The 26844-nt window shown below is 45.9% G+C and carries 11 protein-coding genes; all 11 read right to left on the bottom strand.

Going from position 1 to position 26844, the window contains the following annotated elements; all coding sequences use genetic code 11:
• Positions 1 to 5: 5 nt before the first annotated feature.
• On the bottom strand, positions 6 to 278 hold the full coding sequence (locus ACOQO1_RS02140) for a hypothetical protein (protein ID WP_420601213.1): 273 nt from the start codon (positions 276 to 278) through the stop codon (positions 6 to 8).
• Between the two features lie 24 nt (positions 279 to 302).
• Complete coding sequence (locus ACOQO1_RS02145) at positions 303 to 1271, bottom strand: type I phosphomannose isomerase catalytic subunit (protein WP_420601214.1); 969 nt, start codon at positions 1269 to 1271, stop codon at positions 303 to 305.
• A gap of 2 nt (positions 1272 to 1273) precedes the next feature.
• Positions 1274 to 1681 carry a 6-pyruvoyl trahydropterin synthase family protein gene (locus tag ACOQO1_RS02150; protein ID WP_420601215.1) on the bottom strand — a complete coding sequence of 136 codons (408 nt, stop codon included), beginning with the start codon at positions 1679 to 1681 and terminating at the stop codon, positions 1274 to 1276.
• Positions 1671 to 2210: an isopentenyl-diphosphate Delta-isomerase gene (idi, locus tag ACOQO1_RS02155; RefSeq protein ID WP_420601216.1), complete on the bottom strand. Its 540-nt coding sequence runs from the start codon at positions 2208 to 2210 to the stop codon at positions 1671 to 1673. The genes ACOQO1_RS02150 and idi overlap by 11 nt, the downstream gene beginning before the upstream one ends.
• Positions 2211 to 2282: 72 nt before the next feature.
• A complete protein-coding gene (locus tag ACOQO1_RS02160; protein WP_420601217.1) occupies positions 2283 to 3239 on the bottom strand; it encodes a type IX secretion system membrane protein PorP/SprF in 957 nt (318 codons plus the stop codon).
• Positions 3240 to 3244: 5 nt separating this feature from the next.
• Complete coding sequence (locus ACOQO1_RS02165) at positions 3245 to 5266, bottom strand: Ig-like domain-containing protein (RefSeq protein WP_420601218.1); 2022 nt, start codon at positions 5264 to 5266, stop codon at positions 3245 to 3247.
• A gap of 23 nt (positions 5267 to 5289) precedes the next feature.
• Positions 5290 to 15468: a hypothetical protein gene (locus ACOQO1_RS02170; RefSeq protein ID WP_420601219.1), complete on the bottom strand. Its 10179-nt coding sequence runs from the start codon at positions 15466 to 15468 to the stop codon at positions 5290 to 5292.
• A 490-nt stretch (positions 15469 to 15958) separates the two neighbouring features.
• Entirely contained in the window at positions 15959 to 20077 is a 4119-nt protein-coding gene (locus ACOQO1_RS02175) for a beta strand repeat-containing protein (RefSeq protein ID WP_420601220.1), read from the bottom strand.
• A gap of 187 nt (positions 20078 to 20264) precedes the next feature.
• Positions 20265 to 22226, bottom strand: a complete 1962-nt coding sequence (locus ACOQO1_RS02180) for an OmpA family protein (protein WP_420601221.1) — start codon at positions 22224 to 22226, stop codon at positions 20265 to 20267.
• 11 nt (positions 22227 to 22237) lie between these two features.
• A complete protein-coding gene (locus ACOQO1_RS02185) occupies positions 22238 to 23188 on the bottom strand; it encodes a type IX secretion system membrane protein PorP/SprF (RefSeq protein ID WP_420601222.1) in 951 nt (316 codons plus the stop codon).
• A 14-nt stretch (positions 23189 to 23202) separates the two neighbouring features.
• Positions 23203 to 26793, bottom strand: a complete 3591-nt coding sequence (locus ACOQO1_RS02190; RefSeq protein ID WP_420601223.1) for a gliding motility-associated C-terminal domain-containing protein — start codon at positions 26791 to 26793, stop codon at positions 23203 to 23205.
• Positions 26794 to 26844 lie beyond the last annotated feature (51 nt).

Raw genomic sequence — 26844 nt, forward strand, 5'->3', positions numbered from 1 at the left:
TTGGATTAACTTCCAAGTTTATTCAGTTCTTCAACCAATTCGGTGGCTTTTTCCTCTAACTGAACACGAATATTCTTAAAGTGTGCCTTGCTATTATCCACTCCTTTTTGGTGGATTTTATCCATGAGGTCGTCAAATATTGCGATTGCCTTGTCAATAATAACCGTGCCTTCTTCAGAATCCTTATTATTGGAACCAGCCTCCCATAGATAAACTGCCTCTATGATATCTCCTAAAACAAAATTGACGTCTTTCTTTAAATCACGAATGCTTGCCATACTGCTATTTTTTCAAATGTACTATTAAATGGTAACTTCTAAAAGTTTGGCCCCTCTGGTATCAATATGAATTGATTTGCTTTCTGCAGCAACCAATAGTGTCTCACCTTTTTTAATGGATGCCGCACCCCAATCGTTTGTAATCTCAGCCTCGCCCCCAACACACATATAAATGGTAAAGGAATCCCTATCGGAAACATCTTGATGCATTTCATCAGTAAGTTCCAAAAAATTGGTCTTAAAATAAGGGCAATCCACCATTTGGTTAACGGAGTCCTTATCATCTGCATATTTTACCTTAAAATCATCCTTTTTAGAATAATCAATGGCATCCATGGCCAAATCTGTATGTAATTCGCGTAGGTTTCCATTTTTATCCCTACGGTTAAAATCAAATACTCTGTATGTAATATCAGATGTTTGTTGAATCTCTGCGAGCAATACTCCTGCCCCAATGGCATGAATTTTTCCCGTATTTATGAAAAAGGTGTCTCCTTCGGAAACTTCCTCATAGTTCATTAGATCCAGAAGGGTATCATTTTCAAGGCTTTTTACATACTCCTCTTTTTCAACATCCTTATTGAAACCTACTATGAGCTTGGCTCCAGGGTCTGCATCCATTACATACCACATTTCTGTTTTTCCAAATGAATTGTGCCTTTCTTTGGCCAGCTCATCATTAGGGTGCAGTTGAATGGACAAATCTTGTTTGGCATCAATGAACTTAATTAGAATTGGAAAATCTTTTCCAAAACGGTCTACAACGCTCTTACCCAACAACTCCTCTGCCCTTTCATTGATTAAATTCTGTAAAGATGTTCCGCTAAAAGCTCCGTTAGCTACTTCTGAAATATCTCCACTCACTCCTGAAAGTTCCCAGCTTTCACCAGTAATATCGTTTTCTATAGGTTTTTGTAGTACGTCTTTTAATTTGGTTCCTCCCCAAAGGCGTTCTTTAAGAATGGGAGTAAATTTTAAGGGGTATAATGCCATTTCTATCCTGAATAAGTTACAAAGTTACGAGGTGTTTCGTAAAGTACCACCTCCAATTCCTTGGTTTCTTCAATGTGAGGTCTAAGTTTATTCCAAATCACCACGGCAATATTTTCAGCGGTCGGATTCAGATCTTTAAACTCGGGAACATCCTTATTAAGATTTTTATGATCCAAAGCTTCCTCAACATGCATTTTAATCAAATCCTTAAGCACTTTCAAGTCCATTACAAAGCCCGTTTCCTGATCAATTTCTCCTTCTACACTTACAATCAGATCATAATTGTGCCCATGATAACTGGGATTGTTGCATTTCCCAAAAACAGCGCTGTTCTTTTCATCACTCCAATCTGGTCTATATAATCTATGGGCGGCATTAAAGCTCGCTTTTCTGCTCACTTTAACTTTCATCTTGTGCAGTGTTTTCAGTTAAGTAATTGTAGAAACGTTCAAAGATTATTTTGAACCAGACCGTATATTCTTCCGGGTTGGCGGCTATGTCGTTTTTTATGTCTGATGGTTGCATCCACTTCCAATCTTCAACTTCTTCTGGATTTATTGATGGATATCCATTGTAGTATCCCATCATTACATGATCCAATTCATGTTCCGTCAATCCATTGTCAAATGGGGCTTTATAAATAAAGGAAAACAATTCTTTGAGTTCTGTCTGAAATCCCATTTCTTCAGAAAGTCGACGTTTGCCAGCTTCTATGTTGGTTTCTCCATCTCGTTGGTGGCTACAGCAAGTATTGGTCCAAAGCAAAGGGGAATGATATTTATCCCCTGCCCGTTGCTGAAGCATGGTCTCTCCTTTATCATTCATAATAAAAACAGAAAAAGCCCTATGCAGAACCGCTTTTTCATGGGCTTCCATTTTGGGCATCAAACCAATGGGCTCATCGGCTTCGTTGACCAATATCACATTTTCCTCTTTCATAGGGTAAAAATATGACGTTTGTCAAGAAATATCCAGATGCAGTCCTTAAAATGTTACTAAAACTGTGGAATTCTAAAAGAAGCGGGGAGATTTAAGGTTACCTAGATTTTTAATGAAATCGTATCTAAGAATTACCTCAAAGGACCCATCGTTGAAGGTTGCAGCCCCTAAATCCGTGATTTCTCGATCATAAGCAAGGCCAATGAAGAACTCATCGGATATTCTAAAACCAAACAGACCACTGAATGCCGCATCCCACCGATATGCCAATCCACCAATAAATTTTTCATTGAGCATGAAGTTCGCTGACAAATCTACCTGTACTGGTGCACCTTTGACCGCTTTGGTCAACAGCGTTGGTTTAAACTTTAAAAAAGGATTTAAATCCCAAACATATCCAGTAATTAAATACAAATTTATCTGCTCCGTAGCGGTGGAAATGGAAGCTTCATCAAAATGGGTGGTCTCCAACAATCTGGGTGCAGAGAGTCCTGCATAAAAACGTTCTGTGTGATAGTAAATTCCCGCTCCAACATTGGGAGAGAATTTATTTCTGATATCTTGCTGCGATTGCAATTGGGGGTCAATCTCAAACTCGTCCAATTCTGAATATCTGATATCCAACATATGGGCACTACCCTTAAGTCCAAAACTCAACTTGGCGTCAAATGAAGTTTGAATGGTATAGGAAAAGTCCACATCAAAATATGTTTCCGAGGTGGGCCCTATTTTATCATTGACCACAGAAATTCCCAAACCTACTCCCCTATAACCCATTGGAGTATGAAGGTTGAGTGTTTGGGTTTCAGGTGCACCATCAAGACCCAGCCATTGGTTGCGGTAGAGCGCCGCAATGCTCAAATGCCCGCGGGAACCTGCATATGCGGGATTAACACTCACTGTATTGTACATATACTGCGTATATTGAGCGTCTTGCTGTCCATGCACACATCCTATAATGCCAAATACAAGCACAAAAAACTGCTGCTGTATTTTTTTTCTAAATGTTTTGTTCTCCACAGTAATCATTTCTTTTATCTATTGATATATAGGTAACCGGAAATCTGTTTCATGTTTCCATTGGGATCTTCATAATCTATGATATAGAAATATGTGCCCACAGGAAGCTTGTTGTCCTTATCCACTGTTACCCTTCCTTCGGAAGTGCCGTCAAAAACATTTCCGGTTGTGTTGTATGCCTTGGTCGCGTATACCTGCACACCCCATCTGTTATAAATTTTTACTGTGTTGTTTGGATAATCTTCTAAGTTATTTATGGTCAGTACATCATGTATACCATCCCCATTGGGAGTTATTACATTGATTACATCTATTTCGTCTACTTGGGTAGGACCTAGATCAGGATCAAGATAATTGGGGATGTTGTCACTATCTGAATCATCATTGGCATAGTTTCCATCTCCATCCAAATCTTCATCTATAGTTTCAATACCATCGTCATCGTCGTCAGTATCTCTATAGTCAGGCTCACCATCAGTATCTGTATCGGGTAGATCTGTACTTGGGTCGTCTATCTCGTCATTGACATCCACATCGATTACCGTACTTCCTTCATAACCATCATCAAGACCGTCATTATCTTTGTCAGATCCTGTAAATACAACATCTGCTACACCGTCTTGATCTTGATCATGACCTTCAATACGATCAGGAACGTTATCATTATCACTATCCTCATCGACATAATCAGGTAATCCATCACCTTCTGAGTCAACAGGAATCAATCCAACATTTCCACCGTTCTCATAAGCATCATCCAAGCCATTGTCATTAGCATCTGTTAAGCTAGGTGAAATGTAGCCTATTGCTGTTTGCGCTTCTATATTGTCAGGTATACCATCATCATCACTGTCAATATCAAGATAATCCGGTATTCCATCACTATCAGAATCAGTTGGGTCAGTTGTTGGGTCATTGTCATTGTCCGCATTCAAATCTTCAAAACTGTCAACAATACCGTCATTATCAGCATCTAAATTAACAGCTGGTACGTTCACCAAAATAGTAACTGTAGCTGTGCTGCAGTTTCCACTTGTATCACAAATGGTGTAATCAAAAGAATCAGGACCCAAATACCCTGTGTTCGGGGTATACGTCACAAAATCATCTGAAGGGTTACCAGGTGTACCGTTATCATTGATCACTAAAGTACCATTTGTTGGTGTGGTCGCTGTCAATGTCCCAGAGGTTGGAAGATCATTGTCATTGGCCAAAATATCAATATCGACTGCAATATCTTGATCCGTAGCAACCGAATCATCAAATGCATCAACTATAGGGAGTACATCCACGGTCACAGTTGCTGTGCTGCAAGCTCCTGTTGAAGTACAGACTGTATAATCAAAAGTATCCGTTCCATTGAAATCTGCATTCGGGGTATAGGTAACTATATCATCTGATGGGTCGTTAGCTGTTCCATTGTCATTAATGGAAACTGTTCCGTTTGCGGGGTTTGTCGTTGTCAAAATGCCATCGCTGGGTAAGTCCGTGTCGTTGGCATAGATTGGAACTATTACAGAACTATCTTCATCAACAGCGATTAAATCATCAACAAGCGTTGCAGCCTCAATCATGCAAACCACGGTAAATCTCGGAAGTTGACTAACGTTTCCCGCTTTAGTAATTGTTGCTGTATACCTTTCCACCGTAGCTGTACTGGTCACCATTGGTTGGGTTTGATCTCCGGCCAAAGGCGGGCTCCAACTTACAGTTGCCCCTGATGGAATGCTTGCTGAAATATCTAAGGTCACTTCATTATCTGGAACCCTACAATCGGTCAAAATAAAATATCCCGTTGCATTAGATCCGCAAAGTGTACCATCATAGGTTGCAAAATACACGCCAGGTTGGGTAGCTTCATAAAACGAATTTGTTCCTAAGACAGTTCCCAAATCCGAAGCTTCGAACCACTGATAGTTACTTTGACCTCCTCCACTAGGTGCCTGAAGTAAAAATTGGGCATTGGAATTATTTATTCCTAAAAACAGGATAAACAATCCTATAAATAAAGACTTATGTAAGGTGTTTAATTTCAAAATCTTTTTAGCCTTTATTGTTATTATCTTACTACAAACACTACATTGATAAGTGAATTGTAATCCGTTGGTACCGCATCCACGGTGAAATTCATAATTCCGGCATCACTTACAGTAACTCCAGAAAAAACACTGGTATCATAATAGGTTATATAGTAGTGCAATTCACCTGCTGCATAGGTTGGAATAGCTGCCGGTGCCGATGGGCTTTTTACCGCAGGAGTTCCATATTGAGCCACATATTGAGCATAAAGATCAATCGGAGTACCAGGTCCTACTGTTGATGCATCAACGGCTATTGAAGGCGGATAAAAAATTCTTCCCGCCTTAGCAGTTACTTTTGTAATATCTGTCATCGCAGCGTCAACTGTAGCTTCTGAAGCCCCATCGCCATCTACATCAATATCTGTCATTTCAAAAGAGGCCCCACCATCAGTTCCAACGCTAAGTTCATTGTTAGCATCAGTACTTACCACATTAGCTGTTTCAGCAGCTCCGCCATCTTCATCGGTATAACTAATTACTCCTGTGGTGGTATTTTGAGACAATGAGGTTACCGTTTCATTGATATCTACCGCAGTAATGCCAGTTTCAGAAATTGTAGCAATACGATTACCTGTAACCGTGTTGGTTACACTTACATCGTCATCAGTAGTGATCGCTCCTACTGCGTTGTCAACATACGTCTTCACAGCCTGTTCAGTTGGGAAGTCCGTCGCCGAGTTCCCAGCCAGGGTTCCGTCGTTCGACTTGTTCGCAGAGTCCTCCTTCAATGCTATCGCAGCAGCATTGGTGGCTATGTCAGATGTATTTGTTGCAATATCCGCAGTGTTGGTAGCGATGTCAGATGTATTGGTAGCTATGTCAGCCGTGTTCGTTGCAATATCAGCCGTGTTCGTTGCAATATCCGCGGTGTTCGTTGCAATATCAGCAGTGTTTGTTGCAATATCCGCAGTGTTGGTCGCGATGTCAGATGTATTGGTAGCTATGTCAGCCGTGTTCGTAGCGATGTCAGCAGTGTTGGTCGCGATGTCAGATGCATTGGTCGCAATATCCGCAGTGTTGGTAGCGATGTCAGATGTATTGGCAGCTATGTCAGCCGTGTTCGTTGCAATATCAGCGGTGTTGGTCGCGATATCCGCAGTGTTCGCAGCTATATCGGCGCTCTCCTCAAGGGCCGATAGGTCCGCTGAAAAGCTCGTGGCCCCTTCGGTGACCGTGACCTCGTTGGTGCCCCCGTTGAACGATACCCCAGTGATGTCGTCATCCGCCGTTGCCGATATCTGCCCATCCACATAGGTCTTGACCGCCAGCTCCGTGGGGAAAAGGGTATTGGTCGCGTCCGAAAGGGTAACGTCCGTGGACTTGTTCGCAGAGTCCTCCTTCAACGCTATCGCCGCAGTGTTGGTCGCAATATCAGCAGTGTTGGTAGCGATGTCAGATGTATTGGTAGCTATGTCAGCCGTGTTCGTTGCAATGTCAGCGGTGTTCGTTGCAATATCAGCAGTGTTCGTTGCAATATCCGCAGTGTTTGTTGCAATATCCGCAGTGTTGGTCGCGATGTCAGATGTATTGGTAGCTATGTCAGCCGTGTTCGTTGCAATATCAGCAGTGTTCGCAGCTATATCGGAGCTCTCCTCAAGGGCCGATAGGTCCGCTGAAAAGCTCGTGGCCCCTTCGGTGACCGTGACCTCGTTCGTGCCCCCGTTGAACGATACCCCAGTGATGTCGTCATCCGCCGTTGCCGATATCTGCCCATCCACATAGGTCTTGACCGCCAGCTCCGTGGGGAAAAGGGTATTGGTCGCGTCCGAAAGGGTAACGTCCGTGGACTTGTTCGCAGAGTTCTCCTTCAACGCTATCGCCGCAGCATTGGTGGCTATGTCAGATGTATTTGTTGCAATATCCGCAGTGTTGGTAGCGATGTCAGATGTGTTCGTAGCGATATCAGCTGTATTTGTTGCAATATCAGCAGTGTTGGTCGCAATATCAGCCGTGTTTGTTGCAATATCCGCAGTGTTGGTCGCGATGTCAGATGTATTTGTTGCAATGTCAGCGGTGTTGGTCGCGATATCAGCTGTATTTGTTGCAATATCCGCAGTGTTGGTCGCGATGTCAGCGGTGTTCGTCGCGATGTCAGCGGTGTTCGTGGCAATATCCGCAGTGTTCGCGGCTATATCGGCGCTCTCCTCAAGGGCCGATAGGTCAGCTGAAAAGCTCGTGGCCCCTTCGGTGACCGTGACCTCGTTGGTGCCCCCGTTGAACGATACCCCAGTGATGTCGTCATCCGCCGTTGCCGATATCTGCCCATCCACATAGGTCTTGACCGCCAGCTCCGTGGGGAAAAGGGTATTGGTCGCGTCCGAAAGGGTAACGTCCGTGGACTTGTTCGCAGAGTCCTCCTTCAACGCTATCGCCGCAGCATTGGTGGCTATGTCAGATGCATTGGTCGCAATATCCGCAGTGTTGGTCGCGATGTCAGCGGTGTTCGTTGCAATATCCGCAGTGTTGGTCGCGATGTCAGCGGTGTTCGTCGCGATGTCAGCGGTGTTCGTAGCTATATCGGCACTCTCCTCAAGGGCCGATAGGTCCGCTGAAAAGCTCGTGGCCCCTTCGGTGACCGTGACCTCGTTGGTGCCCCCGTTGAACGATACCCCAGTGATGTCGTCATCCGCCGTTGCCGATATCTGCCCATCCACATAGGTCTTGACCGCCAGCTCCGTGGGGAAAAGGGTATTGGTCGCGTCCGAAAGGGTAACGTCCGTGGACTTGTTCGCAGAGTCCTCCTTCAACGCTATCGCCGCAGCATTGGTGGCTATGTCAGATGCATTGGTCGCAATATCAGCGGTGTTGGTCGCGATGTCAGCAGTGTTCGTTGCAATGTCAGCGGTGTTGGTCGCAATATCAGCGGTGTTGGTCGCAATGTCAGATGTGTTCGTGGCAATGTCAGCCGTATTGGTCGCGATGTCAGCGGTGTTGGTCGCGATATCCGCAGTGTTCGCAGCTATATCGGCGCTCTCCTCAAGGGCCGATAGGTCAGCTGAAAAGCTCGTGGCCCCTTCGGTGACCGTGACCTCGTTGGTGCCCCCGTTGAACGATACCCCAGTGATGTCGTCATCCGCCGTTGCCGATATCTGCCCATCCACATAGGTCTTGACCGCCAGCTCCGTGGGGAAAAGGGTATTGGTCGCGTCCGAAAGGGTAACGTCCGTGGACTTGTTCGCAGAGTCCTCCTTCAACGCTATCGCCGCAGCATTGGTGGCTATGTCAGATGTATTTGTTGCAATATCCGTAGTGTTGGTAGCGATGTCAGATGTATTGGTAGCTATGTCAGCCGTGTTCGTTGCAATATCAGCAGTGTTCGTCGCAATGTCAGCGGTGTTGGTCGCGATATCCGCAGTGTTCGCAGCTATATCGGCGCTCTCCTCAAGGGCCGATAGGTCCGCTGAAAAGCTCGTGGCCCCTTCGGTGACCGTGACCTCGTTCGTGCCCCCGTTGAACGATACCCCAGTGATGTCGTCATCCGCCGTTGCCGATATCTGCCCATCCACATAGGTCTTGACCGCCAGCTCCGTGGGGAAAAGGGTATTGGTCGCATCCGAAAGGGTAACGTCCGTGGACTTGTTCGCAGAGTCCTCCTTCAACGCTATCGCCGCAGCATTGGTCGCAATATCAGCCGTGTTGGTAGCGATGTCAGATGTATTCGTAGCTATGTCAGCTGTATTTGTTGCAATGTCAGCCGTGTTTGTTGCAATATCCGCAGTGTTTGTTGCAATATCCGCAGTGTTGGTCGCGATGTCAGATGTATTGGTAGCTATGTCAGCCGTGTTGGTCGCGATGTCAGCGGTGTTCGTCGCGATGTCAGCGGTGTTCGTGGCAATATCCGCAGTGTTCGCGGCTATATCGGCGCTCTCCTCAAGGGCCGATAGGTCAGCTGAAAAGCTCGTGGCCCCTTCGGTGACCGTGACCTCGTTCGTGCCCCCGTTGAACGATACCCCAGTGATGTCGTCATCCGCCGTTGCCGATATCTGCCCATCCACATAGGTCTTGACCGCCAGCTCCGTGGGGAAAAGGGTATTGGTCGCATCCGAAAGGGTAACGTCCGTGGACTTGTTCGCAGAGTCCTCCTTCAACGCTATCGCCGCAGCATTGGTGGCTATGTCAGATGCATTGGTCGCAATATCCGCAGTGTTGGTCGCGATGTCAGCAGTGTTCGTTGCAATGTCAGCAGTGTTCGTTGCAATATCCGCGGTGTTCGTTGCAATATCCGCGGTGTTCGTTGCAATATCAGCAGTGTTGGTAGCGATGTCAGCTGTATTTGTTGCAATATCCGCAGTGTTGGTCGCGATGTCAGATGTATTGGTCGCGATGTCAGCGGTGTTCGTAGCTATATCGGCACTCTCCTCAAGGGCCGATAGGTCCGCTGAAAAGCTCGTGGCCCCTTCGGTGACCGTGACCTCGTTCGTGCCCCCGTTGAACGATACCCCAGTGATGTCGTCATCGGAAATAGATGAACTATCTATCAATACCCATGAGGACGTTCCCGCACTCCATTGCAACAGTTGTCCATCAACGGTCCCATCCGCCAATTTGGATAGAGTTACGGCATTGTCCGCTATCTCAGTAGCTGTAACACCACTGGCCGTTATACCTAAAGTATAAGGACTCACTGTCGTACCTGCTCCCGAAAGGGTCAAGGTCCCGTCCGTTGCTCCCGTTACCTCATTCCCTATTACCCCGTCATTTTCAGTGACGGTAACCGAGCCCAGGTCTACCAAGGTCCAGGAAGTGGTCCCTGCATCCCATTGTATCACCTGCCCATCCGCGGTGCCATCAGCTATGTTTTCAAGCTGGACCGCATCATCGGCCAGTTTTGTATTGTCTATGGCATCGCCCGCTATCTTAGCTGTGGTGACCGCCAAATCGTTGATCTCATCCGTTTCCACTGCACTATTGGTCAAATCGACCACTCCCGTATTCGATATGGTGGCATCTCCGCTTGCGGTGACGCCAACAGCAGTATTGGTCGCGTCGCCAACAAATATCTGTCCATCATTGAGCGTGGAAACTCCACTTATCTGTGTATCGACATAGGTCTTAACGGCCTGCTCCGTGGGAAAGTCCGTCGCCGAGTTCCCAGCCAGGGTTCCGTCGTTCGACTTGTTCGCAGAGTCCTCCTTCAATGCTATCGCAGCAGCATTGGTGGCTATGTCAGATGTATTTGTTGCAATATCCGCAGTGTTGGTAGCGATGTCAGATGTATTGGTAGCTATGTCAGCCGTGTTCGTTGCAATGTCAGATGTATTGGTCGCGATGTCAGCGGTGTTCGTAGCGATGTCAGCAGTGTTGGTCGCGATGTCAGATGCATTGGTCGCAATATCCGCAGTGTTGGTAGCGATGTCAGATGTATTGGTAGCTATGTCAGCCGTGTTCGTTGCAATATCAGCAGTGTTCGTCGCAATGTCAGCGGTGTTGGTCGCGATATCCGCAGTGTTCGCAGCTATATCGGCACTCTCCTCAAGGGCCGATAGGTCCGCTGAAAAGCTCGTGGCCCCTTCGGTGACCGTGACCTCGTTCGTGCCCCCGTTGAACGATACCCCAGTGATGTCGTCATCCGCCGTTGCCGATATCTGCCCATCCACATAGGTCTTGACCGCCAGCTCCGTGGGGAAAAGGGTATTGGTCGCGTCCGAAAGGGTAACGTCCGTGGACTTGTTCGCAGAGTCCTCCTTCAACGCTATCGCCGCAGTGTTGGTCGCAATATCAGCAGTGTTGGTAGCTATGTCAGATGTATTGGTAGCTATGTCAGCCGTGTTCGTTGCAATGTCAGCGGTGTTCGTTGCAATATCCGCAGTGTTTGTTGCAATATCCGCAGTGTTGGTCGCGATGTCAGATGTATTGGTAGCTATGTCAGCCGTGTTGGTCGCGATGTCAGCAGTGTTCGCAGCTATATCGGCGCTCTCCTCAAGGGCCGATAGGTCCGCTGAAAAGCTCGTGGCCCCTTCGGTGACCGTGACCTCGTTGGTGCCCCCGTTGAACGATACCCCAGTGATGTCGTCATCCGCCGTTGCCGATATCTGCCCATCCACATAGGTCTTGACCGCCAGCTCCGTGGGGAAAAGGGTATTGGTCGCGTCCGAAAGGGTAACGTCCGTGGACTTGTTCGCAGAGTCCTCCTTCAACGCTATCGCCGCAGCATTGGTCGCAATATCAGCAGTGTTGGTCGCAATATCAGCCGTGTTGGTAGCGATGTCAGATGTATTCGTAGCTATGTCAGATGTATTTGTTGCAATGTCAGCCGTGTTTGTTGCAATATCCGCAGTGTTTGTTGCAATATCCGCAGTGTTGGTCGCGATGTCAGATGTATTTGTTGCAATGTCAGCGGTGTTGGTCGCGATATCAGCTGTATTTGTTGCAATATCCGCAGTGTTCGTAGCGATGTCAGCAGTGTTCGTTGCAATATCCGCGGTGTTGGTCGCAATATCCGCGGTGTTCGTTGCAATATCAGCAGTGTTGGTAGCGATGTCAGCTGTATTTGTTGCAATATCCGCAGTGTTGGTCGCGATGTCAGATGTATTGGTCGCGATGTCAGCGGTGTTCGTAGCTATATCGGCACTCTCCTCAAGGGCCGATAGGTCCGCTGAAAAGCTCGTGGCCCCTTCGGTGACCGTGACCTCGTTCGTGCCCCCGTTGAACGATACCCCAGTGATGTCGTCATCGGAAATAGATGAACTATCTATCAATACCCATGAGGACGTTCCCGCACTCCATTGCAACAGTTGTCCATCAACGGTCCCATCCGCCAATTTGGATAGAGTTACGGCATTGTCCGCTATCTCAGTAGCTGTAACACCACTGGCCGTTATACCTAAAGTATAAGGACTCACTGTCGTACCTGCTCCCGAAAGGGTCAAGGTCCCGTCCGTTGCTCCCGTTACCTCATTCCCTATTACCCCGTCATTTTCAGTGACGGTAACCGAGCCCAGGTCTACCAAGGTCCAGGAAGTGGTCCCTGCATCCCATTGTATCACCTGCCCATCCGCGGTGCCATCAGCTATGTTTTCAAGCTGGACCGCATCATCGGCCAGTTTTGTATTGTCTATGGCATCGCCCGCTATCTTAGCTGTGGTGACCGCCAAATCGTTGATCTCATCCGTTTCCACTGCACTATTGGTCAAATCGACCACTCCCGTATTCGATATGGTGGCATCTCCGCTTGCGGTGACGCCAACAGCAGTATTGGTCGCGTCGCCAACAAATATCTGTCCATCATTGAGCGTGGAAACTCCACTTATCTGTGTATCGACATAGGTCTTAACGGCCTGCTCCGTGGGAAAGTCCGTCGCCGAGTTCCCAGCCAGGGTTCCGTCGTTCGACTTGTTCGCAGAGTCCTCCTTCAATGCTATCGCAGCAGCATTGGTGGCTATGTCAGATGTATTTGTTGCAATATCCGCAGTGTTGGTAGCGATGTCAGATGTATTGGTAGCTATGTCAGCCGTGTTCGTTGCAATGTCAGATGTATTGGTCGCGATGTCAGCGGTGTTCGTAGCGATGTCAGCAGTGTTGGTCGCGATGTCAGATGCATTGGTCGCAATATCCGCAGTGTTGGTAGCGATGTCAGATGTATTGGTAGCTATGTCAGCCGTGTTCGTTGCAATATCAGCAGTGTTCGTCGCAATGTCAGCGGTGTTGGTCGCGATATCCGCAGTGTTCGCAGCTATATCGGCACTCTCCTCAAGGGCCGATAGGTCCGCTGAAAAGCTCGTGGCCCCTTCGGTGACCGTGACCTCGTTCGTGCCCCCGTTGAACGATACCCCAGTGATGTCGTCATCCGCCGTTGCCGATATCTGCCCATCCACATAGGTCTTGACCGCCAGCTCCGTGGGGAAAAGGGTATTGGTCGCGTCCGAAAGGGTAACGTCCGTGGACTTGTTCGAAGAGTCCTCCTTCAACGCTATCGCCGCAGTGTTGGTCGCAATATCAGCAGTGTTGGTCGCGATGTCAGATGTATTGGTAGCTATGTCAGATGTATTCGTAGCTATGTCAGCTGTATTTGTTGCAATGTCAGCCGTGTTTGTTGCAATATCCGCAGTGTTGGTCGCGATGTCAGCGGTGTTCGTCGCGATGTCAGCGGTGTTCGCGGCTATATCGGCGCTCTCCTCAAGGGCCGATAGGTCAGCTGAAAAGCTCGTGGCCCCTTCGGTGACCGTGACCTCGTTCGTGCCCCCGTTGAACGATACCCCAGTGATGTCGTCATCCGCCGTTGCCGATATCTGCCCATCCACATAGGTCTTGACCGCCAGCTCCGTGGGGAAAAGGGTATTGGTCGCGTCCGAAAGGGTAACGTCCGTGGACTTGTTCGCAGAGTCCTCCTTCAACGCTATCGCCGCAGCATTGGTGGCTATGTCAGATGTATTTGTTGCAATATCCGCAGTGTTGGTAGCGATGTCAGCAGTGTTCGTTGCAATGTCAGCGGTGTTGGTCGCGATGTCAGCAGTGTTCGTTGCAATATCAGCGGTGTTGGTCGCGATATCAGCTGTATTTGTTGCAATATCCGCGGTGTTCGTTGCAATATCAGCAGTGTTTGTTGCAATATCCGCAGTGTTGGTCGCGATGTCAGCTGTATTGGTCGCGATGTCAGCGGTGTTCGTAGCGATGTCAGCAGTGTTGGTCGCAATATCCGCAGTGTTGGTCGCGATGTCAGATGTATTGGTAGCTATGTCAGCCGTGTTCGTTGCAATATCCGCAGTGTTCGTTGCAATATCAGCAGTGTTGGTCGCAATATCAGCCGTGTTGGTAGCGATGTCAGATGTATTCGTAGCTATGTCAGCGGTGTTCGTGGCAATATCCGCAGTGTTCGCGGCTATATCGGCGCTCTCCTCAAGGGCCGATAGGTCAGCTGAAAAGCTCGTGGCCCCTTCGGTGACCGTGACCTCGTTCGTGCCCCCGTTGAACGATACCCCAGTGATGTCGTCATCCGCCGTTGCCGATATCTGCCCATCCACATAGGTCTTGACCGCCAGCTCCGTGGGGAAAAGGGTATTGGTCGCGTCCGAAAGGGTAACGTCCGTGGACTTGTTCGCAGAGTTCTCCTTCAACGCTATCGCCGCAGCATTGGTGGCTATGTCAGATGTATTTGTTGCAATATCCGCAGTGTTGGTAGCGATGTCAGATGTGTTCGTAGCGATATCAGCTGTATTTGTTGCAATATCAGCAGTGTTGGTCGCAATATCAGCCGTGTTTGTTGCAATATCCGCAGTGTTGGTCGCGATGTCAGATGTATTTGTTGCAATGTCAGCGGTGTTGGTCGCGATATCAGCTGTATTTGTTGCAATATCCGCAGTGTTCGTAGCGATGTCAGCAGTGTTCGTTGCAATATCCGCGGTGTTGGTCGCAATATCAGCCGTATTTGTTGCAATGTCAGCGGTGTTAGTAGTGATGTCAGCAGTGTTCGTTGCAATATTCGCGGTGTTGGTCGCAATATCAGCCGTGTTTGTTGCAATATCCGCAGTGTTCGCAGCTATATCGGCGCTCTCCTCAAGGGCCGATAGGTCCGCTGAAAAGCTCGTGGCCCCTTCGGTGACCGTGACCTCGTTGGTGCCCCCGTTGAACGATACCCCAGTGATGTCGTCGTCAACTTGACCCGCGAGAGCATCAATAGCATTTTGTACATTAGTTTCCCCTAAGCCTACATTATCGGTATAGGGAACCTGAGATGCATTTTGGTTGTCCGTGTTAACCAAAGCAGCAATATCTGCCAAAGCCACTGAAAATGTATTGGTATCAGAATCAGTTATTACTAGATTAGTATTAGTCCCATCAATTCCAAAAGAAGTAATAGTAGTATTTGTATCTGTTAGCGTATCACTTAAACTACTTAAATCAACATTTACACTTCCCCCATTTTCCAAAGTCAATGTCAATTCATTTGTAGCTCCATTAAACGTGAACCCAGTCAACTGCTGATCATCAGTTGAAGTTAATTCCCAAGAATCTCCATCCCAAAAGTAGATTGTCCCGGTATTGGTATTTACGTATACATCTCCTGTATCAGCTCCACCTGGTACTACAGCTCCTGGATTTGTTACCGCTGTTCCACTTAAAACTTCACAATTGCATTGGTCTTGTAAAGTCACTGTGGTTTGAGAAAAGGCAAATCCTGTGAAGAATAGTAAAACTATAACTATGATACTCTTTTTCATGGGGTTACTATTAGTTGAGATTTTATATCTTGTTTTTTGTGATCTATAACTTTTATGCATCTGTATCTTTGGGTTCAATTCCATGAATACTACTACATCTTACAAAATTACCTTTACCTATAGGGGGTGAAAATATTTGTTGTGTACGTCTAAAATCCGACGGTATAGCGGTTAAATTTTGAGGTCATCGTTATAATTATTTATGTTTTTTTTAAGGTCGTTGGTCGATAAAATCAATAATATCAACGGTTATCCAATGGATAATTCCTACAAAATCCCCTCTGATTTGTCAAGAATTTTATGGCCAAAATGTTCTGTATAAATGGCATTTCTTTCATAGCATTTTTGAATCAATTCAAACATTATAATTTTGTTATACAGAGAGTCCAAAAATGAAATCTTGGTAGTAAAAACTCTTCTAAAACTTGTTTGAATGGTACAAATTCAAAAAGCTGATTATTAAGGCAAAAGCATGTGTGGAGAAAAGAAATTAGTCTCTATTTACCCTGTAGGTAATTTTACGGTTGGTTATTACGGATGATACCTTTATTTTACTAACAGGTGAAAATTCCGAGGTAGAGTTGCCCAATGTAGCCGTTGCGGTAATTTTGTTGCTTAATGTTGCTGACGGGAAAGGGATTGTAAATTTAAACCTGTTCGTAGTATCCACATTTCCATCGGCATCTGAATACGCGGAAGAAGTGGCATCTGAATCTGAACCACTACCTTCAACAACAGACGCTATAAAAGTTTGCCCTTCACCATAATCAGTTGAAAGACCTAACTGGTTATCACCATCCGTTGCACTGCCTGCACTAATATCTGTAAGAAAAAATTCCAAGGTTGCACCTGGTCGGGACCATCCGGTAACTATCAAATTTGAACCTGAGATAAATATGGTATTGAGAATGGGAAAGTTTAAAAGGTTATTGGGTCCTGAATCACTATCCCCATTGTCATTCAAGGTAATATCGTCTCCCGCAGTTGTTGAAGCATCCAAGTCAATACCGAGTGCATCTCCCGATGTACCATTGGCATATATTGAGTTTTGACTGATCAAATTTCCTGTTCCTCCCATAACAACAATTCCTGCCCCTCCATTGCTGAATATAATATTATTTATCAATTGGGAGTTGTTTCCTGCCAGTTTAACGCCCATATCTTCTACATTACCCCCGCAGTTGCCTCCATCCTGACCAGAAGTAGTTATAGAGTTTTCAGTAATTGTTGCTCCTCCTGCAAATAAAGCACCATCAATGGCTGTAGAAGCAGATCCTTCTATCAAATTTTGTTGGATGGTTATGCCACTCCCCCCCGTCAACGTAATGGCATCGTCGCAAGCACTATTTCCGTTGTTTGCAAAGTGGTTGTTCTGAACTGTATTTGAGGTGCCACTAGTTATTAAAACTGCACTTTCGGTAGTTGTCGCAATGTAATTTCCGTCAACAACCATGTTGCCCCCCGCATTTTCTATTCCAAAATTTATATCTCCAGCATTTGTCCCCGTAGCATTTACACCTATCAGGTTTTGAGTTATGTCCAAGGCACCTGCATCAATTCGTATACCCGCATTGATATTGGCATAAATGGCCAAATTTCTTATGGTCACATTATTTCCTTGTGTTATAAAAACATCTCCTAGATCCCTATGCACCTGTATTTCTGGAAGATTATAATTTGGAAGTGCTATTGCCGATGTACCTACAGTGGTGCCTCCGGAACCAATAGTCCCGGTATTCGTATCCCCTGAATATGCTGTCTGTGTGCGTCCATCAATTATTGTATTATTGGCAGTAATATCTGATAATGGATTTCCAGCTGATATCAATATATCAAAATAACCACTACCAAAATTTGAATCCGCTGTTCGTCCAAAGGGGTCCGAAGTTGGTGGAATCATAAAAATAGAGGTGTCTTCACCTGCAGCGGGGTCAAAAATTGCATTTGTCTCTATATCCAATCCGGTTTCATCCAAATTATTGGAATTTACAATGAATTGCCCCAAAGATCCTTGCCCGTCTTCGTTTGTATTTACAATTGTATTGAAATTAAATCCAAAATCAATGCCACCTGTTCCTCCAGCTAAAACCACAACTGTACTTGTGGTCTGAGCTCCGGTCAATGTTCCTATGGCCACATCTTCAGAACTTGGAAAATTACCCCCAATTTCATCGGTAAAAGTATTTAAGGTTGTACCATCATAATCAGATCTGAACGTTTGCACCGCATAGCATGTACCACAGGTGGAACCTCCTCCCCGAGTTGAATTTATACTAGAATTGGCTACCCTTACCGTATATGTACCATCCGATATTCCACCGAACGCATATTCTCCATCTGCATCGGTTGTTTCCGTGTCTACCAAGGCCCCTAAATTGTCATATAGTTCCACGGTGACATTGGGTATTCCCACCCCTGAAGCTGTGGTCATGTTCCTCCCCGAACCGCCTGGATAATTAATATCTTCAAAAACGGTTCCTGAAATAATATTCGAAGGCACTCTTAGTACCACCGCACTTGATATTACCAAATCCTGACTCATGTCAACATTGGCGGTTACCTGCGTATCCGTGATGCTAATAAATGACGAAATATCATAGGTATCCAAATCCAATCCATAAATACCAGAGGTGTTTACCCCTGAAGTGTTATCATATATGGTTGAGTTGAAGGGGTTGTTTCCTGTTTGCCCACCATCTCCGGTAAGGATATTTGGCGTCCCTCCTCCTTGTGGTAAAATAGAAAGTTCTTCCTTGTTGGAACCAACGGTTCCATCCAATGAGGCATCTCCTTCATAGGACAAAAAGGTCGCTTTACTTCCTATAGGACTAATGGCATAAAAATTATCCAATGTAAAGGAAGTACCATTGTTTTGGGTAGCGTCAAAACCATAATAAAGGTTAATTGTGGATGTTGGCAAGCTAAAATCCTCGTAAAATATCATTAAGGACCATGCTCCTAAAACAACCGTGCTGGAACAATATGTTCCCGTATTATCTATGGTCAAATTTGTAAAATCATATGTTCCGCCCCATGGATCGGCCAATCCTGTAACCACATCGGTAACATCAGCAATATATCCATAAAATTGCGCTCCAAAAGTAAATGCACCGTACACCAAATCCGCTGATACATTTTGACCTTCAAGAGTAACATCTTGGTCAAGTACTGTACTTGAGTGTGCCCAATACAAATATGCTTTTTTAATAGTTTTGCCCGCTGGAGTAAGAATGGTGGTTAAATTACCTGAAGAGGTAGTGGTAATGCTACATGGGTCAGTAGCATCATCATTGGTCCTAAATGTACCACCAGTGAGTACATAGTCAAAATTACCCTGAAAATCATCATATAAGCTTAAGGCAACATCATTCAAGATTACCTCGTCATCATTAATGGTCCCTGTTGCTGTATCAGTAATGTTTACCTGGGTATCAGTTGTAGCCGTAAAACTTATCGTATATGTTTCAGCTGTTTCATATTCAGTATCATCGGTTATTTGAACAGTTATTGTTTCTGAGTCGCCAGTTGTACCATTAAAGTTCAGAGTGCCAGTGTAGAGTCCTGAACCAGTTGTATAATCTGTCCCTTCAGTTGCACTTACAGCTGTTATGGTATAATCCACCGTAAATGCTGCAGGCCTTGATCCACCAGTATGATTTACAGTAAATACAGCTGGGCCCAAATTTTCGTCCACAGCAACATCGCTTACTTGAATTACAGCTGCCACATCATCATTGTTTATGGTTCCAGTAGCGGTATCTGTAATATTTATAGATGGATCCGTGGTAGATGTAAATTGTATGGTATAGGTTTCGTTGGATTCTACATCAAAATCATCAGTAATCAATACTGTTATCTGTTCCGTATCACCAGCAGTTCCATTGAAGTTCAATGTTCCCGTGTAAAGTCCGGAGCCAGTTGTATAATCAGTTCCTTGTGTTGCACTTACAGCTGTTATGGAGTAATTAACGCTAAACGCTCCAGAGGCATCTGATCCTGTATGGGTAATTGTAAACACGGCACTACCGGCATTTTCACTTACTGCAACATCATCTATACTTACGCTAGAACCAATATTGGCACTGATTTGTACATTATCAAGCTGTGCCCAATCATTACTTTGCCAATCTTGGTTAGACTTTGCAAAAGAAATTGTGGTATTGTTTGATATGTAGGCTGAAATGTCCTGGGAAAAAGAACCACTTCCACTTAAGGTGGCTATCTGGGTATAACTCGCACCTCCATTGTTGGATAACAGGATTCCTAACTGACGTTGTGCTCCAAGACTGTTAGTAGTATAATCAAAACTTAAAGTTGCAGCTGTGGCGCCCGTAAGGTCAGCTGTACGAGAAATGGTTTCGCTCCAAATGTAGTCCATTCTGAGCTGATTGCTAGTAATATATATATATCCGCCAGAAGGCGAATTGTCATCACCCGACTCCGCCCAGGCATTACCAGACCAATCTTGAGTTCCGTCAGTATTTGTATAGGAAACAGCATTAAATTCATCCCTAAATGTTTGTTGTGCACTAATTTGATTTAGGAGTGTCACGCACAAAATGAGGATAAAAAATAGCTGTTTATATATTAAATGGCTTGTATAGCTCATAGACCTGGTGTATTGTACAATATCCAAATCTAATCTAAGTTGCCTATGCCTTCTAAATATTTGTTGTGAAAGGGTTAATCGATAAAGTGAACACTCATTATTGCGCTGTCAAGCAACCATCAAACTTGTACAAAGCCTATATGCAATACTTAACAATCTCTTTCCCAAGAACCTACAAGTCGATTATTTATTCAAAAATAATGAACTCGGATCTACGGTTGAGTTGATGCTTATCCTTGGAGCATGGCACACCATTTACACAGTCGTTGACCAATCTGGTTTCCCCGTAACCTTCGCCTTGCAATCTATCTGCCGAAATTCCCTTAGAAACCATATAATTTACTGTGGATTGAGCTCTTTTTTGTGACAACCAAAGATTATAGGCATCATTACCCCTACTATCCGTATGGGAATTAACCTTAATTTTTAAGCTTGGATATTTTTCCATAGCCACGATTACTTTTTGAATCTCAATCTCGGCATCTGCCCGAATATTATATTTATTCAGATCAAAATAAATGGTGCTCAATTGTAAAAGTTTCGCCAAATCATCTCCAAAACCACCAGTGACCACATCACGTTCTAAGTAAAAGTCCACGATTCGTGGTTTTCCATAAGACTTGTTCAGATATTCTTCAGCAGGAACGTAGCCATCCCTTGAAGCCCTTACAAAATTCCCTTTGGCACAATCCAAGGCCAAAACGTAATTGCCCTTTGAATCTGTTATTGTAGAAGATACTTCATTATTTTCCTCATCAATGATCTTAACCGTAGCCCCTACCAGTACTTCATTTGATATTCTATCCCTAACCGTACCGGTCACATCTTGTAAACAATCCAATACAAGGGGTTCGCTCTCCTCAAATTCATAAATATCGTCTTCTCCCATTCCTCCTGTCCTGTTGGATGAGAAATAGCCCTCTTTGGTTTCATTATTCATGATGAATGCAAAGTCATCATAATTGCCATTCACAGGTTTTCCAACGTTTACCACTGGTTCATTGAAGTTTCCAAAGGCAATTTTTGTGGCAAAAACATCCAATCCACCTAATCCTTGATGGCCATCAGAAGAAAAGTACAATACTCCATCTTTTGTAATAAACGGGAAGGTTTCCCTAGCCTGAGTATTTATATTTTTGCCAAGGTTGATAATTGGACCGTAGGTGCCATCGCCAATAATCTCCGTCATAAATATATCAGATTCCCCCACTGATCCTGGCATATCCGAGACAAAATAAAGTTTCTTTTCGTCTGGGCTCAATACGGGATGAGCAACTGAATAGGAATCGTTGTTGAAAGGGAGTTCAATGATATTGGTCCATTCGCCATTGATCAATTCAGCGCTATAAATCTTAAGTCGTATTACCCCTTTTTGGTCCTTATATTTTTTTCCATCAATAAAATTGTTCCGAGTAAAATACATGGTCATTCCATCCTTGGTCACAGCGGATGTTGATTCATGAAGTCTGGTATTTACCTCACCTTCCAACTTAATGACGGTATTGTTCGAAATACTATCGGCATTGACCTTATATAAATCCAAAAAATCTTTTGAGTTCCATGTATGTCGATATCGTGCCAAATTTCCAGTATCCCTATCTGAGGAAAAAATGAGTCCTTGTTCGTAAAATGAGGCTGCAAAGTCTGAATATTTACTATTATAACCGAAAGGTTTTATCGTATATCTTCCTGAGTTTTCCTCTATTTTGGTCAGGTAATCTTCATCATATCGACCCGTTTCCTCGCTTGTTGCGGTTATTTCTTTAAACTTTGCCATTATCTGGGATGACCCTTCATAATCTCCTAAAGTCTTTAAACTCTGGGCATACCTGAAATAGTAATCAGGTGCCGTTTCATCTGGATAGGTTTCTGCCAATTTCTTATAGACATTGGCTGCCTCCTCATATTTTGCATTGAAGTAGTACGAGTTTCCAAGACGCTTCAACAGGTCCGACGAAACATAGCCCTTGTCAAGCACTTTTTTGTAGATATCTATGGCAGGACTAAAAGAATATTCATCATAACGTTCATCTGCCTTTGCCTTAACCTTGGCCTGCTGCTTCTCATTAACCTTAATCTCCTCTTGTCCCGAGACATTGGTCAAACACCCTGAAAAAACAATAAGAAGTATAAGTATTCTTTTTAGCATATTACACTGTATTAAAAGAATCTAGGCGATACTGTTTTCTGGAATGCTTTTATCAACTCCAGTCTTAAAAATACTTCAAAGGAACCATCATTAAATTGGGTTCCTCCCAATTCTGTGGTTTCCCGGTCATAAGCCAGACCCAACATGATCTGGTCTGTAATCTGAAACCCTGCCAAAGCACTTATGGCAGCATCCAAGCGATATGCAGCACCAAAACTAAACTTGTCCGCATAAAGGAAACTTGCTGAAAGATCAACTTGTAATGGGGCTCCACCAACAGCTTTGGTCAAAAGAGCCGGTTTAAATTTAAGGTCAGCATTCAAATCAAAGACATAACCCGTTATTAAATAAAAATTGATGCGTTCCGTTGCCAAAAAGTTTACCGAATTAACATCTCCCCCTCCATTATCAAAATATTCTGTTTCTAAAATGTTGGGTGCAGAAACTCCCGCATAGAACCTATCCGTATGATAGTATATACCCAATCCAAAATTTGGCGAAAACTGGTTATCAATATTATCTTGGTTGACCACCTCTTGATCAAAATTTCTGAGGCCATTAAAATCAAGGTTCAACATATTCCCTCCAGCTTTTAATCCAAAGGATAGTTTTGCATCTCTTGAAACATCGATGGTATATGACAATACGGCATCCAAATAGGTTTCCTGGACAACCCCATCCCCAATATTATCATTGACAATGGATACACCATAACCCAACCTGCTGTTGCGTATTGGGGAATGCAAATTAATGGTAAACGTTTCTGGTGCTCCATCAAGACCTATCCATTGAGAACGATACAATCCTGCAAAACTCAACTGCCCTCGTGATCCAGCATAGGCAGGGTTAACACTCAATGTGTTGAACATGTATTGGGTGTACTGGGCATCTTGTTGGGCAAACAGGCTTTGAAATGCAATTCCAATAAACAAAAACGGAATTAAAAAGTGTTTTTTAACCATTCTACTTCAATATGTTACCTACTAATATATATGTATTCGGAGTCTGTAAAACTTCCTTCATCCGTTTCGTAGTCAAATATATAAAAATATACTCCTGCGGGAAGGTAATCATTCACGCTAAGTGTAGATCTACCTCTTGAACGTCCATCAAAAACATTGTTGATGTTGTCATAATTTTTTCCTTCATATACTGCCACTCCCCATCGGTTGAAAATTCTCAACGTGCTGGCCTTTATATTTCTAACTCCCCTAATAAAAAGAAAATCATTCTTCAAGTCTCCGTTTGGAGTTAGCATTTGATTTACTTCTATGTCTTCATCAACAGGTGGTTCAGGACGATCATCTGTAGGGTCCAAGTAGTCAGGGGTGCCGTCATCGTCACTGTCGTCATTGGTAGGGTCACCGTCACCGTCTACATCCTCGTCAGGGGTGTCGATACCGTCACCGTCATCGTCGAAGTCGCGGTAGTTGACATCCTCAGTGCCGTCCGTGTCCGGTAGGTCGTTCGCAGGGTCGTCGATCTCATCGTTCACGTCGTAGCCGTCGTTGACATCGCTGCCCTCGTAACCGTCGTCAAGTCCGTCGTTGTCCGTATCCGTGCCCGTGTACGTCTGATCGGGAATACCGTCAAAGTTGAAGTCGTTGCCCTCGTTGTTGTCCGCAACCAAATCGTTGTCACTGTCATCGTCAAGGTAGTCCGGGATCTCGTCATCGTCCGTGTTCTCGGGGGCAAGCCCGCCAATATAAGCAGAGTTCACACCGTCGTTGGCCTCATAGGTGGCCGCATCGTCATCGTTGGGCGGGATGTAGCCGTTGGTCGGCTGCCCCTCGACATTGTCCGGGATGCCGTCATCGTCACTGTCGATGTCCAGGTGGTTAGGCCTTCCATCATTGTCGCTGTCCAACGGGTCCGTCAGGGGATCGTTGTCGCCATCGGCGTTGTGGTCCTCGACCGTGTCCAATATCCCGTCGTTGTCGTCGTCAAGGTCAACACTGTCAGGTACTCCGTCACCGTCAGTGTCGTCACCGGGACCGTCGGGGTCCAGGTAGTCGGGCGTGCCGTCATCGTCCGTGTCGTCGTTGGTAGGGTCGCCGTCACCGTCAGCATCCTCGTCAGGGGTGTCGATACCGTCACCGTCATCGTCGAAGTCACGGTAGTTGACATCCTCCGTGCCGTCCGTGTCCGGTAGGTCGTTCGCAGGGTCGTCGATCTCGTCGTTCACGTCGTAGCCGTCATTGACATCGCTGCCCTCGTAACCGTCGTCAAGTCCGTCGTTGTCCGTATCCGTGCCCGTGTACGTCTGATCGGGAATACCGTCAAAGTCGAAGTCGTTGCCCTCGTTGTTGTCCGCAACCAAATCGTTGTCACTGTCATCGTCAAGGTAGTCCGGGATCTCGTCATCGTCCGTGTTCTCGGGGGTAAGCCCGCCAATGTAGGCGGAGTTCACACCGTCGTTGGCCTCATAGGTCGCAGCATCGTCATCGTTGGGCGGGATGTAGCCGTTGGTCGGCTGCCCCTCGACATTGTCCGGGATGCCGTCATCGTCACTGTCGATGTCCAGATGGTTCGGCCTTCCGTCATTGTCGCTGTCCAACGGGTCCGTCAGGGGATCGTTGTCGCCATCGGCGTTGTGGTCCTCGACCGTGTCCAATATCCCGTCGTTGTCGTCGTCAAGGTCTACACTGTCAGGTACACCGTCACCGTCAGTGTCGTCACCGGGACCGTCGGGGTCCAGGTAGTCGGGCGTGCCGTCATCGTCCGTGTCGTCGTTGGTAGGGTCGCCGTCACCGTCAGCATCCTCGTCAGGGGTGTCGATACCGTCACCGTCATCGTCGAAGTCACGGTAGTTGACATCCTCCGTCCCATCAGTGTCCGGTAGGTCGTTCGCAGGGTCGTCGATCTCATCGTTCACGTCGTAGCCGTCATTGACATCGCTGCCCTCGTAACCGTCGTCAAGTCCGTCGTTGTCCGTATCCGTGCCCGTGTACGTCTGATCGGGAATACCGTCAAAGTCGAAGTCGTTGCCCTCGTTGTTGTCCGCAACCAAATCGTTGTCACTGTCATCGTCAAGGTAGTCCGGGATCTCGTCATCGTCCGTGTTCTCGGGGGTAAGCCCGCCAATGTAGGCGGAGTTCACACCGTCGTTGGCCTCATAGGTCGCAGCATCGTCATCGTTGGGCGGGATGTAGCCGTTGGTCGGCTGCCCCTCGACATTGTCCGGGATGCCGTCATCGTCACTGTCGATGTCCAGATGGTTCGGCCTTCCATCATTGTCGCTGTCCAACGGGTCCGTCAGGGGATCGTTGTCGCCATCGGCGTTGTGGTCCTCGACCGTGTCCAATATCCCGTCGTTGTCGTCGTCAAGGTCTACACTGTCAGGTACACCGTCACCGTCAGTGTCGTCACCGGGACCGTCGGGGTCCAGGTAGTCGGGCGTGCCGTCATCGTCCGTGTCGTCGTTGGTAGGGTCGCCGTCACCGTCAGCATCCTCGTCAGGGGTGTCGATACCGTCACCGTCATCGTCGAAGTCACGGTAGTTGACATCCTCCGTCCCATCAGTGTCCGGTAGGTCGTTCGCAGGGTCGTCGATCTCATCGTTCACGTCGTAGCCGTCATTGACATCGCTGCCCTCGTAACCGTCGTCAAGTCCGTCGTTGTCCGTATCCGTGCCCGTGTACGTCTGATCGGGAATGCCGTCAAAGTTGAAGTCGTTGCCCTCGTTGTTGTCCGCAACAAGGTCGTTGTCACTGTCATCGTCTAGGTAGTCCGGGATCTCGTCATCGTCCGTGTTCTCGGGGGCAAGCCCTTCATTCCCAATTCCTTCATAAGCATTGTCCAAACCATCATTATCATCATCCTTTCCGGTTGGAGGAACATATCCTGAAGTAGTTTGCCCTTCAACATTATCGGGAATTCCATCATCGTCACTGTCGATATCTCTAAAATCCTTTATGCGATCACCATCAGAATCAATTGGCTGAAGTCCTAAACAACCACACGGGGTCAATCCGTAAGCATCGTCCAAACCATTTCCATCCATGTCCTTACCAGAGGGAGGTATATATCCAGCCGTAGTTTGCGCTTCTATGTTATCCAGAATACCATCATTGTCCGAATCAATATCCTTATAATCCCAAACATGGTCTGAATCAGTATCAACGGGAATCAAACCACCACAGCTACCAGGGGTTTCTTCATAGGCATCGTCCAAGCCATTGCCATCTACATCTTCTCCAGACGGTGCTACATAACCTGGTAAAGGCTGCGCCTCAATGTTATCTATTATTCCGTCGTCATCGGAATCTATATCCAAATAATCAGGAATCGTATCACCATCGGTATCGGTAGGATTAGTCCAATAGCAATTATCACCATCCAGATTCTCATCTTCCACAGTGTCTATGATTCCATCGTTATCAGAATCTATGTCCTTATTATCAGGGACCCCATCACCATCGGTATCTTGATAACTATAGGTTTCAGAAAAAAAGGTTTTTGGTGTACTATCAAATGATGTCATCATCAGATAAACTACAAGACCTATTGAAGAAATAAGCGTGTATGCAACCCTTTTCTTAAAATTTAAGAAAGTACTATTTTCCATAAATGATAGTTTTGGTCAACTAATCACCATGGCATCAGTGTTCTCGTAAGT

The organism is Flagellimonas sp. (assembly GCF_965222555.1).
Classification (GTDB): domain Bacteria; phylum Bacteroidota; class Bacteroidia; order Flavobacteriales; family Flavobacteriaceae; genus Flagellimonas.